The sequence below is a fragment of the Pyxidicoccus trucidator genome (genome assembly GCF_010894435.1).
In the GTDB taxonomy this organism is placed as follows: Bacteria; Myxococcota; Myxococcia; order Myxococcales; family Myxococcaceae; genus Myxococcus; species Myxococcus trucidator.
In genome coordinates, this window is sequence record NZ_JAAIXZ010000009.1 from 384,197 (window position 1) to 399,295 (window position 15,099).

Annotated in this window: 12 protein-coding genes; 9 read left to right on the top strand and 3 right to left on the bottom strand. The window is 71.4% G+C overall.

Features of this window, described 5'->3' with window-relative positions; translation table 11 throughout:
• Window positions 1–5 precede the first annotated feature (5 nt).
• Together G4D85_RS26040 and G4D85_RS26045 are read left to right on the top strand one after the other, a co-directional pair.
• Window positions 6–4,373, top strand: coding sequence for a type I polyketide synthase (locus G4D85_RS26040; RefSeq protein ID WP_240359501.1), 4,368 nt, complete (start codon window positions 6–8; stop codon window positions 4,371–4,373).
• 135 nt (window positions 4,374–4,508) lie between these two features.
• Window positions 4,509–4,733 (top strand): MbtH family protein, encoded by a 225-nt coding sequence (locus G4D85_RS26045; RefSeq protein ID WP_164016688.1) that lies wholly within the window; start codon window positions 4,509–4,511, stop codon window positions 4,731–4,733.
• 174 nt (window positions 4,734–4,907) lie between these two features.
• Here the strand turns inward: G4D85_RS26045 and fruA are convergent, their stop codons facing one another.
• Entirely contained in the window at window positions 4,908–5,600 is a 693-nt protein-coding gene (gene fruA / locus G4D85_RS26050; RefSeq protein WP_164016690.1) for a response regulator transcription factor FruA, read from the bottom strand.
• A gap of 526 nt (window positions 5,601–6,126) precedes the next feature.
• Here fruA and G4D85_RS26055 point away from each other — a divergent pair.
• The gene (locus tag G4D85_RS26055; RefSeq protein ID WP_164016691.1) at window positions 6,127–6,885 is read left to right on the top strand and encodes an RDD family protein; all 759 of its coding nucleotides are present in this window, start codon (window positions 6,127–6,129) and stop codon (window positions 6,883–6,885) included.
• Between the two features lies 1 nt (window position 6,886).
• On the top strand, window positions 6,887–7,882 hold the full coding sequence (locus tag G4D85_RS26060) for a stage II sporulation protein M (protein WP_164016692.1): 996 nt from the start codon (window positions 6,887–6,889) through the stop codon (window positions 7,880–7,882).
• Here the strand turns inward: G4D85_RS26060 and G4D85_RS26065 are convergent.
• Complete coding sequence (locus G4D85_RS26065) at window positions 7,813–8,325, bottom strand: J domain-containing protein (protein WP_164016693.1); 513 nt, start codon at window positions 8,323–8,325, stop codon at window positions 7,813–7,815. The genes G4D85_RS26060 and G4D85_RS26065 overlap by 70 nt on opposite strands.
• Before the next feature lie 106 nt (window positions 8,326–8,431).
• Between G4D85_RS26065 and G4D85_RS26070 the strand changes: the two genes are divergently transcribed.
• The 5 genes from G4D85_RS26070 (at window position 8,432) to G4D85_RS26090 (ending at window position 12,020) form a co-directional block, all read left to right on the top strand.
• A complete protein-coding gene (locus tag G4D85_RS26070; protein WP_205525705.1) occupies window positions 8,432–9,055 on the top strand; it encodes a HEAT repeat domain-containing protein in 624 nt (207 codons plus the stop codon).
• Between the two features lie 118 nt (window positions 9,056–9,173).
• Window positions 9,174–9,701, top strand: a complete 528-nt coding sequence (locus G4D85_RS26075) for a DivIVA domain-containing protein (RefSeq protein WP_164016694.1) — start codon at window positions 9,174–9,176, stop codon at window positions 9,699–9,701.
• 3 nt (window positions 9,702–9,704) lie between these two features.
• Entirely contained in the window at window positions 9,705–10,004 is a 300-nt protein-coding gene (locus tag G4D85_RS26080) for a DUF167 domain-containing protein (RefSeq protein WP_164016695.1), read from the top strand.
• A gap of 12 nt (window positions 10,005–10,016) precedes the next feature.
• Window positions 10,017–11,297 carry a peptidase MA family metallohydrolase gene (locus tag G4D85_RS26085; RefSeq protein ID WP_164016696.1) on the top strand — a complete coding sequence of 427 codons (1,281 nt, stop codon included), beginning with the start codon at window positions 10,017–10,019 and terminating at the stop codon, window positions 11,295–11,297.
• 183 nt (window positions 11,298–11,480) lie between these two features.
• The gene (locus G4D85_RS26090; protein WP_164016697.1) at window positions 11,481–12,020 is read left to right on the top strand and encodes a hypothetical protein; all 540 of its coding nucleotides are present in this window, start codon (window positions 11,481–11,483) and stop codon (window positions 12,018–12,020) included.
• Window positions 12,021–12,349: 329 nt separating this feature from the next.
• Here the strand turns inward: G4D85_RS26090 and polA are convergent, their stop codons facing one another.
• Window positions 12,350–15,067: a DNA polymerase I gene (gene polA, locus G4D85_RS26095; protein WP_164016698.1), complete on the bottom strand. Its 2,718-nt coding sequence runs from the start codon at window positions 15,065–15,067 to the stop codon at window positions 12,350–12,352.
• Between the last annotated feature and the right edge of the window lie 32 nt (window positions 15,068–15,099).

Sequence of the window (15,099 nt, forward strand, 5' to 3'; positions counted from 1 at the left end):
GACACATGGCCGGAGATTCGTCCAACACGGGCACCACGGGACTGGAGATCGCCGTCGTCGGCATGGCGGGACGCTTCCCCGGCGCACGGGACCTGGAGGCCTTCTGGCGCAACCTGCGCGACGGCGTGGAGTCCATCACCTTCCTGAAGGACTCCGAGCTGGAGGCCAGCGCGCTGGACTCGCCCGCCATCCGGAGCGACCCCAACTACGTCAAGGCCGCCGCCTTCCTCGAAGACGCGGACATGTTCGACGCGAGCTACTTCGGCGTCACCCCCAAGGAAGCGGAGGTGATGGACCCGCAGCAGCGCGTCTTCCTCGAGTGCGCCGTGGAGGCCCTGGAGAACGCCGGCTATGACGCCGAGCGCTTCAAGGGCCGCGTGGGCGTCTATGCCGGCGCGCGCACGGACACGTACGTCTTCAACCTCTTCTCCAACCAGGCCGCGGTGGGCGGGTTGGACCCGTTCGAGATTGGCCTCGGCAACGACCTGGCCTTCCTCACCACGCGCGTGGCGCACCGGCTCAACCTGCGCGGCCCGGCGTACTCCGTCCACACCGCGTGCTCCACGTCGCTGGTCGCGCTCCACCTCGCCAGCCAGGCGCTGCTCGCCGACGAGTGCCAGCTCGCGATTGCCGGCGGCGTGGCCATCAACGTGCCGCAGAAGGTGGGCTACCTCTACCAGTACGGCAGCATCATGTCCCCGGACGGGCACTGCCGCGCGTTCGACGCCAAGGCGGCGGGCACCATCTTCGGCAGCGGCGTGGGACTGGTGGTGCTCAAGCGGCTGGAGGACGCGCTCGCGGACGGGGACACCATCCACGCCGTCATCAAGGGCTCGGCCATCAACAACGACGGCTCCGTGAAGGCCAGCTTCACCGCGCCCAGCGTGCAGGGCCAGGCCACCGTCATCAAGGACGCGCTCGCCGCCGCGGACGTGCCGGCGGACTCCATCTCCTACGTGGAGACGCACGGCACCGGCACGGCGCTGGGTGACCCCATCGAGATTCGCGCCCTCACCAAGGCGTTCGGCAACAAGACGCGCGGGAAGCGCTCGGTGGCCATCGGCTCGGTGAAGACGAACGTGGGCCACCTGGACGCGGCGGCCGGCAGCGCCAGCCTCCTCAAGGCCATCCTCGCGCTGAAGCACCAGCAGTTCCCGCCCAGCCTGCACTTCGAGTCGCCCAACCCGCAGATCGACTTCGACAGCGGGCCCTTCTACGTGAATACCGCGCTGCAGCCCTGGGCGCGCGGACGCACGCCGCGCCGCGCGGGCGTCAGCTCGTTCGGCATCGGCGGCACCAACGCGCACATCGTCCTGGAGGAGGCCCCGCCCGCCACGGCCACGGCCCCCGGCCGGCCGTGGGAATTGCTGGTGCTGTCCGCGCGCAGCCACACCGCCCTGGACACCGCCACCGCCCGGCTGGCGCAGCACCTGGAGGAGCATCCGGAGGCGGCGCTGGCGGACGTGGCGTACACGCTCCAGGTGGGCCGCAAGGCCCACTCGCACCGCCGGCTGGTGGTGGTGAAGGACGGGAAGGACGCCGTGCGCGTGCTGCGCATGGCCGAGCCCCAGCGCGTCCTCACCGGCGCGCACGAGACGGGCAACCGGCCCGTGTCCTTCCTCTTCTCCGACGCGGGCGCGGGTGCCCCGCTGGAGCCGCTCTACCGCGCCGAGCCCGCCTTCCGCGCGGAGGTGGACCGCTGCGCGGAGCTGCTCCAGCCGAGCCTGGGCAAGGACCTGCGCTCCGCGCTGTACCCGGACGATGGGAGCGCTCCCGCCCTCTCCGGCCCGCTGTCCGCCACCGCGCGCTTCGTGGAGCCGTATGCCCTGGCCCGCCTGTGGATGACGTGGGGCGTGCAGCCGGAGTCCCTGCTGGGTGAGGGCGTGGGCGAGCTGGTCGCCGCGTGCCTCGCGGGCGTGCTGCCGCTGGAAGACGCGCTGGCCCTGGCCGTGGCGCGCGGCGGTGGCGCCGAGCCCGTGCTGAGCGGCAGCGCATTGAAGGCCCCGGAGGTGCCCGTCTACTCCGCCGCCACCGGCGCCCTGCTCACCGCCGACGAGGCCACCCGCGCGGCGACATGGCTGGACCGGAGCCGGCCCTCGCGCGTGACGGACGGGCTGCGCGAGCTGGTGAAGGAGCCCACGCGCGTGCTGCTCGCCATGGGTGCGCCGGGAGCACTGCTGGAGGCGGCGCGCACGCTGGCGGGCGCCACGGGGACGCGCTCGGTGCTGGCCTCGCTGCCCGCCTCCGGTGACGCGACGCCCGCCTCCGCCGCCGTGCTCACCACGCTGGGCCGGCTGTGGCTGGAGGGCGTGGAGGTGGACTGGGAGGGCCTGTACGAGGGCCAGTCGCGCCGCCGCGTGCCGCTGCCCACCTATCCGTTCGAGCGCCAGCGCTTCTGGGTGGCCCCGGCCGAGCGCACCGCGCAGGCGGCGCAGCAGGGGCCGCAGGGCAAGCTCGTGGACATGGCGGACTGGTTCCACGTGCCCTCGTGGCGGCGCACCGCTCCGGCGTCGTTGGACCGGAAGGCGCTGGCCGAGCGCCGCTGCTGGGTCGTCCTGGTGGACGGCCTGGGCGTCGGCGAGGCGCTGTGCCGCCGCCTGGAGGACGCGGGCCAGCAGGTGGTGCGCGTGCGCCAGGGCTCGTCGTTCATGCGCGACGCGGAGCGCCGGTACGCGCTGGACCCTCGTACGCCCGGTGACTACGCCACGCTGTGGAAGGACCTGACGGACCAGGACCTGCAACCGTCCACGGTGGTCCACCTGTGGAGCCTCACGCCCCAGGCCGAGGGCGCCACCGGGTCGGAGCTGTTCCGCAAGCTGCAGGACGTCGGCTACTACAGCCTCCTGCACCTGGGACAGGCGCTGGCGAAGGGAGACACCTCGCGGCAGGTGCGCGTGGAGGTGGTGACCAACCGCGTTCATGACCTGGAGGGCGAGCACCACGCGCTCCCGGAGAAGGCCACCCTGCTGGGCCCCTGCAAGGTGATTCCGCAGGAGCAGCAGCACGTCACCACGCGCTGCATCGACATCCTCGCGCCGGAGCCCCTCACGGACGCCGTGGCGGAGACCGCCGCGCGCCTGCTGTCCGAGCTGAGCCAGAAGCCGAAGGACGTGGTGGTAGCGTGGCGTGGCAACCACCGCTTCGCCCAGGCCTTCGTGCCCATGCGCCTGGAGGCCGACGGAGAGCCGCCCCACCCGCTGCGGGAGAAGGGCGTGTACCTCATCACCGGCGGCCTGGGCGGCGTGGGCCTGCTGCTGGCCGAGCACCTCGCGGAGACGGTGCACGCGCGGCTGGCGCTGCTGGGCCGCTCGGCCTTCCCGGAGCCCTCCGAGTGGGACGCGTACCTGGCGACGCACGCCCAGGACGACCGGGTGGCCGTGCAGCTTCGCCGCATCCGCGAGCTGGAGAAGCGCGGCGCGGAGGTGATGGTGGTGCGCGCGGACGTGGCGGACGCGGCGCAACTGGAGACCGCGGTGGCGCGCGTGGAGGCCCGCTTCGGCGCGCTGCACGGCGTGCTGCACGGCGCCGGAGTCACCCAGGGCCCGTCCCTCTACAACCCGCTGACGGACATCGGCCGCAACGAGTCCGAGACGCAGTTCGGCCCCAAGGTGTACGGCACCTACGCGCTGGAGCAGGTGCTGCGCGGCCGGGCGGTGGGCTTCGTGCTGCTCTTCTCGTCCAACGCCGCGGTGCTGGGCGGCCTGGGCTACCTCACCTACGCGTCCTCCAACCTGTTCATGGACGCCTTCGCCCAGGCCCGCGCCGGGCGCCCCGGCACCCGCTGGGTGAGCGCGTCGTGGGACCCGTGGCCGGAGGAGACGAAGCACAACAACGTGCGCACCAGCATGGACCAGTACGCCATGACGCCCCAGGAAGGCGCCGAGGCGGTGCGCCGGCTGGCGACGCTCGGCGTGGACGGCCAGGTGGTGGTGGCCACCGGGGATTTGCCCCAGCGCTGGAAGCTGTGGATTCAGCGCGACACCTCGCAGCAGGCGTCGGGCCCGCGCACCGTGGGCAAGGCGCGCCGCTCGAAGACGCCCTACGTGGCGCCCGCCACTGAGTTGGAGAAGCAGCTCGCCGCGCTCTGGCAGGAGGTGCTGGGCGTGGCCGAGGTGGGCCTCAACGACAACTTCTTCGACCTCGGAGGCCACTCGCTGCTGGCCACCCGCGTCGCGGGCCGCCTGCGCACCCAGTTCGACTTCGACGTCCCCCTGGCGAAGCTCTTCGAGGCGGCCACCGTGTCCGCCCTCGCGAAGCTCGTGGCCGACCACCAGGCCGCGCTGGAGGAAGCCGCCACCCAGGCCGCGCTCGACGAGCTGGCCAACCTCAGCGACGAGGAAATCGAGGCCGAGCTCGCTCGGCGCTCGAGCTAGGCCACCGCGACACAGACCTACACCCTGTCCCCGAGCGGCGGCACGCTAGAACCGGAGCTGGCTTCTGGCCTACCATGCTTGACGCCTTTTTCGGGGATGTGAGCAGAATGCACCCACTCCCAGGAGTCGAACACCATGGCAGATGAACGCGAAGACACGACAATCTACAAGGTCGTCGTGAACCACGAAGAGCAGTACTCCATCTGGCCGGCGGACCGTGAGAACGCGCTCGGCTGGAAGGACGCGGGCAAGCAGGGCCTCAAGGCCGAGTGCCTGGAGTACGTCAAGCAGGTCTGGACGGACATGCGCCCCCTGAGCCTCCGCAAGAAGATGGAAGAGCAGGCGCAGGCGAAGAACTGAAGCAAACGGGTTCACGCCCCCAGGGCCGGCGTCAGCCAGCGTCCGGGGGCGTGCTTCCCACCCGCATTGCATGCGCAGGCCCCGGAGGGCCGCCATGTGACGGCCTCCAGGCCCCGCGCTTGATTCAAGGACTCCCTCTCCCCGCGAAGCGCGGAGAGGGCGGGCCAGCCTCGCTCAGAGGTCCGGCGGCGGGCGGACGCCCAGGTGGCACGCGCGCAAGGCCAGCTGCGTGCGGTTCTCCGCGCCCAGCTTGCGGTAGAGCTGCGTGACGTGCGACTTCACCGTGCGCTCGGCAATCTGCAGGTGCGCGGCGATCTTCAGGTTGTCCGCGCCTCCCGCCACGTATGCGAGCACTTCTCGCTCGCGCTGTGTGAGCGCCAGCAGCACGCTGGCCGTGGGCGACGTCACCGGCGGGTGCTCGAAGTCGTTCCTCAGCAGCTGCACCGGGAACAACCGCTCGCCCCGCACCAGCGACTGGATGGCGGACGCCACGGCGGTGGTGCCGAGGCCAGCGCGGAAGAGGTAGCCGGAGGCTCCCTCGTCGAAGCACTGCGAGATGACCTCCGGCTGACTCACGGCGGAGAGCAACAGCATCCTCACCTCCAGGCGACGCTTGCGCGCCTCCCGCAGGAGATTGATGCCCTCCGTCACGGAGCAGCCGACAGCCGCCTCGCTGTCACCCTCCACGTCCATCACCGCCACCTGCGGCGGATCGGTGCCCAGCCCATCGAGGAAGAGGCGCACGTCCCTCGTCACCGAGGACACCTGCACGCCTTCCCCGCGGAGTCCGTCGGCAAGGCCCTGCCAGGCCGCCCACGGTCCCTCGAGAATCGAAACACGAATCGCTGCTTGATTGGATGTTGCCATGCGAAGGCCCCCCAGCCGTCATGGCGAAAACTTCTCGGACTACTCTTTGACCACAGCCGACTCCGTTACTCAGGTGCCAGCGGGGAGAGACCAGGGAAGAACGAGCACGTCCGCTGAATCACTACGGGGTCGGCCTGCCGATACAAGACCTGACTCCTGACTGCTTTCGACTTTCGACTACGCCTGCTGCACTCCCGGGCCGCACCTCCTCGGCGGCCCCTTCCTGAGTCCTGCTGCATGAAACCCTAACACCGGGAAAGCGCAGACGCGAACCAGCCCCGGCGGGAGTGTCTGGTGTGCATGATTCGGTGAGGGTTCCAGGGGCTTCAGACGTTGGTTCGTCATCGTTGTCCTCCGCCGGACAGGCCCCGCAGTTCACTATCGAATGCCTCGGCCCTTCAGTACCTGCCCCACCGTCCAGCGTCAGACATCCGGCCGTAACCTGTAATACCAGAAATGCCAGTCATAGCGCGAAGAGTCAAGCGCCCTGGGGCCGGCGCGAGGGCGTGTATGCTGAGGGGCCTACATGAGCACCGCCCCGTCTCCCCATCTCGACGTCGCCACGCCTGAGCGCGTGGCGCTCACCCTGCCCGTGGCGGGCATCGGCTACCGGTGTCTGGCCTGGCTCGTGGACGCGAGCCTGCTGTTCTTCTTCTGGATTGTGGCCTACTTCGTCTTCACCCTCCTGGTGTCGGACGTGCTGGGCGTGCTCCAGGCGCTGTCCGGGCTCGGGCAGACGTTGCTGGTGGTGGGCCTCTTCGCCACGCAATGGCTGTACTGGACGGTGGGCGAGGTCTTCTTCCATGGGCAGACGGTGGGAAAGCGGGTGTTGGGCATCCGCGTGGTGAGGATGGACGGCTCGCCGGTGGGCCTGTTCGAGAGCGCGGTGCGCAACCTCTGCCGCGCGGTGGACTTCCTGCCCATGCTGTACGCCGCCGGCTGTATCTCCATGCTGCTCACCCGCCAGCACCGGCGCCTGGGTGACTTGCTGGCCGGCACGCTGCTGGTGCGCGAGGAGCGCATCGACCTGGACAAGTATACCGCCGTGTCCCGGCCCCAGGCCGTGCCCGCCGCCCCCACCACGACGCGCGCGCTGACGCCCACCGAGGTGGAGCTGGTGCTGGCCTTCCTGACGCGCGCCCCCGGCTTCACGCCGGACGTGCGGCGGCGGATGGGGCAGACGCTGGTGGACCGCGTGGGCGGGCTGAGCGGCGAGCAGCGCGCGGAGGTGCTCGCCACGCCGGAGCGCACCGAGGCCTTCCTGCGCGCCCGGGTGGAGGCCTGACGTGGCCCTGCCCCTGCCCGCCTTCGTGGCGAAGCGCCGCGTGGACTGGGACGCGCTCCAGGCGCTGCTGGGCCGCCAGCGGGCCGGCGCGCTGAAGCTGGAGGAGCTGCGCACGCTGGACACGCTCTACCGCCGCGCCGCCTCGGACCTGGCGCATACGCAGACGTTCTACCCGGGCACGGACGCGCACCGCTTCCTCAACCAGCTCTGCGGCCAGGCCTACGCCGCCATCTACCAGCCCCCGCGCGAGCGCTGGCCGGCGGTGCGCGCCTTCTTCAAGCACGACTTCCCGGCCACGCTGCGCCGCGAGCTGCGCTTCGTGGGCGCCAGCGCCGCGCTGTTCTGCCTGGGACTGCTGCTGGGCGCACTGGTGGTGCTGTGGGAGCCCCGGGGCGCGGAGCTGCTGGTGCCGGCCGGGGTGCGCCAGTACGTGGCCCATGGCCGCATGTGGACGGACGACATCCTGTCGGTGGCGCCGCCCAACTCGGTGGCGTCCGGCATCGCCACCAACAACCTCACCGTCACCATCGTCACCTTCGCCCTGGGCCTGCTGGGCGGCCTGGGCACCGTCTACATGCTGGTGAACAACGGCGTGCACATCGGCGCCATCGGCGCGCTGTGCGCCCGCGAGGGCATGACGCGAGGCTTCCTGGACTTCATCGCCGCCCACGGCCCGGTGGAGCTGTCCATCATCGTCATCGCCGGCGCGGCGGGCCTCATGGTGGGCCAGGCGCTCATCGACCCGGGAGAGCTGCCACGCGGCCAGGCCCTGACGCTGCGGGGGCGCGAGGCGGTGAAGCTGGTGCTCGGCTGCGCGCCCTTCCTGGCCCTCATCGGCGTGGTGGAGGGCTACGTCTCCCCGGGCAGCCTCTTCCCCACCTGGGTGAAGGCGGGGCTGGGCCTGGCCCTGGGAGCGCTCTTCTGGGGCTACCTGCTGCGGGCCGGCAGGACGGAGGCCGGGGCCACGGGGCTCGAGCCCGAGGTCAGCGCTTCCTGACGCTTGCGCTGGCGGTGGCGGAGGATCTTCTCGTAGGCGGCGTTCAGCTCGCGCATCTTCTCCGCCGAGCCGCCGCGGTCCGGATGCCGCTCCATCGCCAGCTCGTGGTAGCGCGCGCGCACCGTCTCCGCCGAGTCCTGCGGCGACACGCCCAGCAGCCGGTACGGGTCCTGGTCCTCCAGCGCGTTCAGCCAGCGGTCCAGCCGGTCCTTCACCTCGAGGAAGCGCTCATCCTGGGCCCCGGTGTCCTTCACCGGGTGCGTGCGCACCTTCGCGTCCGCCCGGAAGACCTCCGAGTACGTGCTGGACACCCAGCGGTGGCACCCGGAGCACCGGAAGTAGCGCACCCGGGTCCCCGCCTGCTGGGTCATCCGGATGCCGCAGTGGGTGCACTCCACCTCGACGTTCTCCAGCGTCTGCCAGTTCGCGACCGCCGCGCTCATCAGCCCTTGCTCCCTCTTGCAACACTCATGTAGCAGCGCCAAGGTCCCACGATCGGAGATCGCGTCAAGAAAAACTCCGGGGTGGTTTCGGGGTAGAAAGAAGCCCATGCGTCCCCTGCTCCTCACCGGACTCCTGGTCGCCGCCGCCGCCGCGCATGGCCAGGCCCCGGCCCGCCCCCGTCCCCCTGCCCCGGTCCGCCCCGCCCCGGCGCGGGAGCAGCCCGCGCCCGCCACCCCGCCCCCGGCGCAGCCCTCCGAGGCGCTCCCGCCCCCCACCGCCCCGCTCCTGCCCGCCGTCGAGCCTCCCGTCACCGGCCCGGACGACACCGCCCTGCTGCGCGCCCTGCTGTGGGCCGCGAAGCCCGCGCCGGAGGAGGTCCGCGCCATCGCCATCGAAGACGTGGCGCTGCTGGGCGACGCGCGCGCCCTGGACTCGCTGGCCACCTTCATGTGGGACCCGAACCCGCGCATCCAACAGGCGGCGCTGCGCGCGGTGGCGCTCTTCCAGCACCCGCGCGCCGAGGAGATTCTCGGCAACGTGGTGCGCCACCCGCGCATGCCGGACGCGCTGAAGATTCAAGCGCTCAACGGGCTCATCTTCCAGCGCACGCCCACCGCGCGGCGCACGGTGCAGGACGCGGCCCGGGACTCGCGCCTCACCGCCTCCGTGCAGAACGCCGCGCGCACCGTGGCCACGCAGTGGGAGGCGACGCCCGCGGCGAGCCGCTGACGCCTGCCCGCCTGCCCTCCTTCCAGGCCGGCGCGTGTAGCCTCCTGAACGGGCCTGCCCCCGCGGACGGGGGGCGGTTTCCTGGAGAAGTCACGGCCCTGCGCTAGAATGCGGGCCCATGAAGATCACCCCGCTCGACATCCGGCAGAAGCGGTTCGAAACGGCCCTGCGCGGCTTCTCCCGCCGCGAGGTGGAGGCCCACCTCGAGCTGATCGCCGGTGAGTTCGAGGAGGTGGTGAAGGAGAACATCGCGCTCAAGGAGGAGCTCAAGCGCACCCAGCTCAAGCTCGAGCAGCACCAGGAGCGGGAGCGCACCCTCCAGGAGACGATGGTCACCGCCCAGCGCATCAGCGAGGACCTCAAGTCCGCCGCGAAGAAGGAAGCGGAGATCATCATCGCGGACGCGGAGCACCAGGCGGAGAAGATCGTCCACGGCGCCCACCAGCGGCTGGTGCAGGTGGTGGAGGACATCAACGAGCTGAAGCGCCAGCGCACCCAGTTCGAGTCCCAGGTGCGCTCCGTGCTGGACGCGCACCAGAAGCTGCTGGAGACGTTCAAGGGCCCCTCCTTCGCGGACCGCGACTACGCGCGCGTCGAGGACAACGTGGCCTACCTCTCCCAGAAGAAGGCCAACGTCTCCGAGTAGCCCGTGGCGGCGCCCTGGCTGAAGGCCGTTCCGGAGGGCGTGGAGCTGGCGGTGCTCGTCCAGCCGCGCGCCTCGCGCACCCGCGTGGTGGGCGAGCACGACGGCATGCTGAAGCTCCAGCTCGCCGCGCCTCCCGTGGACGGCGAGGCCAATGCCGCCCTGCTGGAGTTCCTCTCCAAGCAGCTCGGGGTCCCCCGGCGGCAAATTACACTCACCGCCGGTGACGCATCGCGCCGCAAGCGGGTGAAGGTGGTGGGGGTTGATGCGGCTCGGGTCGAGGCTGTTATGTCTGGGGAAACGTGAGGCCCGCCGCTCATGCGCCACCTGCTCCTCCTGCTCCCGCTGCTGCTGGCCACACCCCAAGCCCGGGCGCAGGAGCCGGGAGGCCCCCATGGCTCGCATGCGCGCGAGCTGGTGGTGAACGACGCCGCGCTGGTGCCCCACGAGCGCCCGTCGGTCGTCAGCGGTGAAGTCACGACGAAGCGCTTCCGCATCCTCCACACCGCGGGGGCCACCGTGGCCGCGCGGGAGCTGGCGGCGCAGATTGAAGGCATCCGCGACGGCTTCGGCAACATCCTCGGGCGGGACTGGCCGGGGGTGACGGAGATCCGCCTGGGCAAGGACCGCGCGGAGTTCGAGGCGCTGGCGCTGCCCGGGGGCCGGCCTCCCAGCTGGGCCGTGGCGCTGGCCTACCCGGCGCATCAAATCATCCTCCTGAACGCCCGGAGCCTCCACGAGCCGGACGGGCAGCAGACGCTCCGGCACGAGCTGGCGCACGTGGCCCTGGGCCAGCTGGCGAAGGACTGGCCCCGCTGGTTCCAGGAAGGCGTCGCGCAGAACGTCACCGGAGAGCGCTACTCCCTCACGCACTACTCCGCCCTCTTCCGCGCGGTGACGCAGGAGCGCGTCTTCACCTTCGAGGACCTGGAGGACGACTGGCCGGACCACCCGGCCGACGTGGAGGTCGCCTACGCGCAGAGCGCCGCCTTCATCGCGCACCTGTCCGGCAAGTTCGGCCCGGAGGCCATGGGGCTGCTGGTGGACGGCGTGCGCAACGGCGAGCCCTTCGAGCAGGCCTTTGGCAAGGCGTTCCGCATCTCGCTGAGCCTGGAGGAGAAGGACTGGCGGGAGGGGCTGGCCGCGCGCTACGGCTGGCTGCCCCTCACCACCAGCTCCGCGCTGCTGTGGCTGGTGGCCTCCGCCCTGTGCGTGGCCGCCTACGTGCGCCGCCGCCAGCAGAAGGAAGCCCGCCTGGCGGAGATGGCCGCCCAGGACGTCGCCGAGGACGCCGCCCTGCGGGTGCTGGCCGCCCAGGCCTCGGCGCTTCCGGGCACCCTTCCCGGCTCCGAAGTCACCGGCCCCGTCCCGGAGCTGGCCTGGCCCGAGTGGCCCGCCGCCACCGCCAGCGCCAACGAGCCGGACAGCCTCGAGCCCCGCGAGTCCCAGGACGCTCCGGGCCGCGCCCACGAGGCCCCCTCGCACGCGGACGAGCCCCGGGAGGCCCTCTCCGAGGAGTCCCCGGTCGACCCGCCGGCGGAAGCCGAGGACCTGGGCGACCCGCGCGGCCCCCGCTCCCCGAAGCCCACCCTGCACTGAGGCCGCAGCTCCCACCGGGAGCCCGCCCTGTCCTTCTGGACACCCCTACAGTCGGACCCCCGGAAGAAATTACCTGCTGCATGCCTCTCTGCCTGCCCTGGGGGTCAGTCCAAATGGCTGATTTCCCTGGGAAACAGCCTCCCCTGGGCGTTGGCAGTCCGCTTGCTATGGCCTCCCGTCGCGATGCGGAAGGCACTGGACATGAACGAGCGGGGACGTAAGGCGGCGGTGCTGGCGCGGTTCTACCGCCAACAGCCGGATCGCATCGCGGCGCTGTGGCGCCGGATGCGGCTGGCGACAGAGGCGGAAGGGGCGGTGGCCCCGCTCGGCCAGCTGGACGGGCTGGTGGAGCCCTTCATCCGCGAGGTGGGCCGGACGCTGGAGGGCGAGGAGTCGAGCCCCTGGAGCCGCACGCGGGCGGTGCTGCGCCTGTCGCCGGAGCGCGGCGCGCGCGCCCTCTATGACGAGTTCGCGGCGCTGCGGCGCTGCCTGGTGGACGCCTCGGAAGTACTGGGCGGCGGGGATTGGGAGCGCGAGCGCATCAACCGCGCGGTGGATGAGGCGGTGGACTCCGCGGTGGCGCTGCTGCAGCGCCTCAAGGACCCACGCGCCGACGGGCCACGGGTGGCTTTTGGAGGCCTGGTCGTCGAGTACTTCGAGCGGCCGTCACGAGTGAAGCGCGCGCCGCCGGACGCGAAGGACGGACGTCCGGCGATGCACTGAGGCTGGGGTTGGTCGGGTTTGCCGACCCGTCCGGCTTGATGCTCCCTCGCTAGGGAGCGTCCGAGGCCGGCGGGAGGGAGCGCGCCGTGGGTGGGGGCCCGTGGCGTGCCTTTGGGGAGCGTGTTCCCACTGGGGAGTGGTGAGCGCGCCTCGTGAGCTGCTGGCAATACGCGTGGATGGGGGTCCGCGCGAATCGCCGGTCGGACGGGTCGGCACTTTTTTGTCGTGAGCACCGTGGGGACGGTGTGTGGGTGTTGTGGGTGGGGAGCAGGGACGCGGGACGGGCGCCTACGGGGGTGGGCGCTCGTCCCGCACTTTTTTGGGGCGCGTCAGTGCGCGTCCGTCCAGCTCCGGCCCGCGCCCACGTCCACCTTGAGCGGCACCTTCAGCTCCGCCACCGAGGACATCCCCTTCATCGCCAGGGCCTTCACGCGCTCCACCTCGGCGTCGGGTGCCTCGAAGAGGAGTTCGTCGTGCACCTGCAACAGCATGACGGTGCGCAGCCCCTCGGCCTTGAGCGCCGCGTCCACCACGAGCATCGCCTTCTTGATGAGGTCCGCGGCGGTGCCCTGAATCGGCATGTTGATGGCGGCGCGCTCGGCGGCCTGCGCCACGCCCCGGTTCTTGGCGTTGAGGTCCGGCATGTAGCGGCGGCGCCCGTAGAGCGTCTCCACGTAGCCCGTCTTCCGGGCCTTCTCCACCGTCTCCACCAGGTAGTTCCGGATGCCCGCGTAGCGGACGAAGTAGCGCTCGATGATGTCCCGCGCCTCCTCCTGGGGAATGCCCAGCCGCGCGGACAGGCCATGCGGTGACAGGCCGTAGGCGATGCCGAAGTTCACCATCTTCGCCCTCCGGCGCTGCTCACGGTCCACCTGCTCGGGTGGCACGCCGAAGACCTCCGCCGCGGTGCGGGTGTGGATGTCCTGGTCGTTGAGGAAGGCGTCGATGAGCACCGGGTCCTCCGCGATGTGGGCCAGCAGCCGCAGCTCCACCTGGCTGTAGTCCGCGCTGACCAGCTGGTGCCCCTCGGCAGCCACGAAGGCGCGGCGGATTTCGCGGCCCAGCTCCGTGCGGATGGGGATGTTCTGGAGGTTGGGGTCCGTCGACGACAGGCGGCCCGTCGCGGTGGCGGCCTGGTGGTACGTGGTGTGGATGCGTCCGTCGGCGGCCACCAGCGTGGGCAGCGTGTCCAGGTAGGTGCTCTTCAGCTTGGACAGGCTGCGGTACTCGATGATGGCGCCGGGCAGCGGGTGCTCCTCGGACAGCTTCTCCAGCACCTCCTGGTCCGCGGACGGGCCCGTCTTGCCCTTCTTGATGATGGGCAGCCCCAGCCCCTCGGGCTGGGCGGAGAAGAGCACCTCCACCAGCTGCGGGTTGGAGCCGATGTTGAACTCGCGGCCGGCGTGCTTGTAGACCTCCTTCACCTGCGCCTCGACGGCGGCGTCCACCTTCACGGAGATGCGCGCCAGCTCGGTGGTGTCCAGCTTCACGCCCCGGCGCTCCATCTGCGCGAGGATGGGCAGCAGCGGCAGCTCCATGTCGCGCGCCAGCGCCGCCAGCTCCACCGTCTCCAGCTCCTTCCACAGCTCCGGCGCCAGCCGCCGCGCCGCCTCCGCGCGCACCGCGAAGCCAGGGGCCAGCTCCTCGGCCGTGTGGTCCGCCAGCGCCTTGTCCTTCTTGCCGCGCTTGCCCTCCGCCGCGGGCGGCAGCGCGGGCAGCTCCGAGCGCAGCCGCTCGCGCGCCAGGTCCGCCAGCGCGTGCTCCCGCCGGGACGGGTTGAGCAGGTAGCTGAGCAGCTCCACGTCGTCGTACCCGCCACGCAGGGTGATTCCCTCGTTGGCCAGCACCAGGGTGAGCGCCTTGAGGTCGTGTCCGCCCTTCTTCACGGCCGCGTCCTCCAGCACCGCCTTGAGCGCGGCCGTGAAGGCCCCCGGCCTCACCTGCGTGACGCCGAGCACGTCATGGCGCAGGGGCACGTAGTACGTGCTCGCATCCGGCAGCGCGACGCCCAGGCCCACCAGCTTCGCGGCGAAGGGCAGCCCCTCGTAGGCGGGCACCAGGGTGACGCTCCCCCCCGCGCGCACGGCCTCGGCCAGCGTCTTCAGCTCCGCCTCGGTGCCCACCAGCGCGTGAGAAGAAGCGAGCGGCGCGGGCGCCTGCGCCGGCTCCGCCTGCGGCAGCCCCTGCTGCGGCAGGTCCTTGAGCAGCGCGTAGAACTCCAGCTCGGAGAACAGCTCGCGGGCGCGCGGCGCGTCCACCGGCTTGCGGGCCAGGTCCGCCATCTTCACGGGCAGCGGCAGGTCCGTCTTGAACGTCACCAGCTGCTTGGCGCGCAGCAGGCTCTCTCGGTGCGAGGCGATGGCCTCGCGAATCTTCGGCTTCTTCACCTCGTCCAGCCGGGAGAGCAGCGTCTCCACGTCGCCGAACTGCTGGATGAGCTCCGTGGCCGTCTTCGGGCCGATGCCCGGCACCTTGGGGACGTTGTCCACCGCGTCGCCGATGAGGGCCAGGTAGTCGCGCATCTGCCGGGGTTCGATTCCCAGCTTCGCCTTCACCTCGTCCGGCCCGGTGTGCGTGTCCTTCATCGGGTCGAACAGGCGCACGTCCGGCTCGACAATCTGGACGAAGTCCTTGTCGCCGGTGACGACGCGGACGCAGAAGCCCTCTTCCTTGGCCTTCACCGCCAGCGTGCCGATGACGTCGTCGGCCTCCCAGCCGGCCGCCTCCAGCAGGGGCAGGTTGAGCGCCTCCACCACCCGGCGGATGAGCCCGAACTGCGGCACCAGGTCCTCGGGCGGGCCCTCGCGGTTGGCCTTGTAGGAGGGGTCTATCTTCTGCCGCTCGGTGCGGCTCTCCTTGTCGAAGGCGAGCGCCACGTGCGTGGGGTTCAAGTCGCGCAGCGCCTTGAGCACCATGCGGGTGAAGCCCAGCACGGCATTGGTGGGCACACCCTTGCTCGTGGTGAGCGGCGGAATCGCGTGGTAGGCGCGGAAGATGAAGCCGGACGCGTCGATGAGGACCAGGGTGGGCGCGGAGGAGTCGGCCATGCCCCCGTGCCTAGCGCGCCCGTACGCCCCTG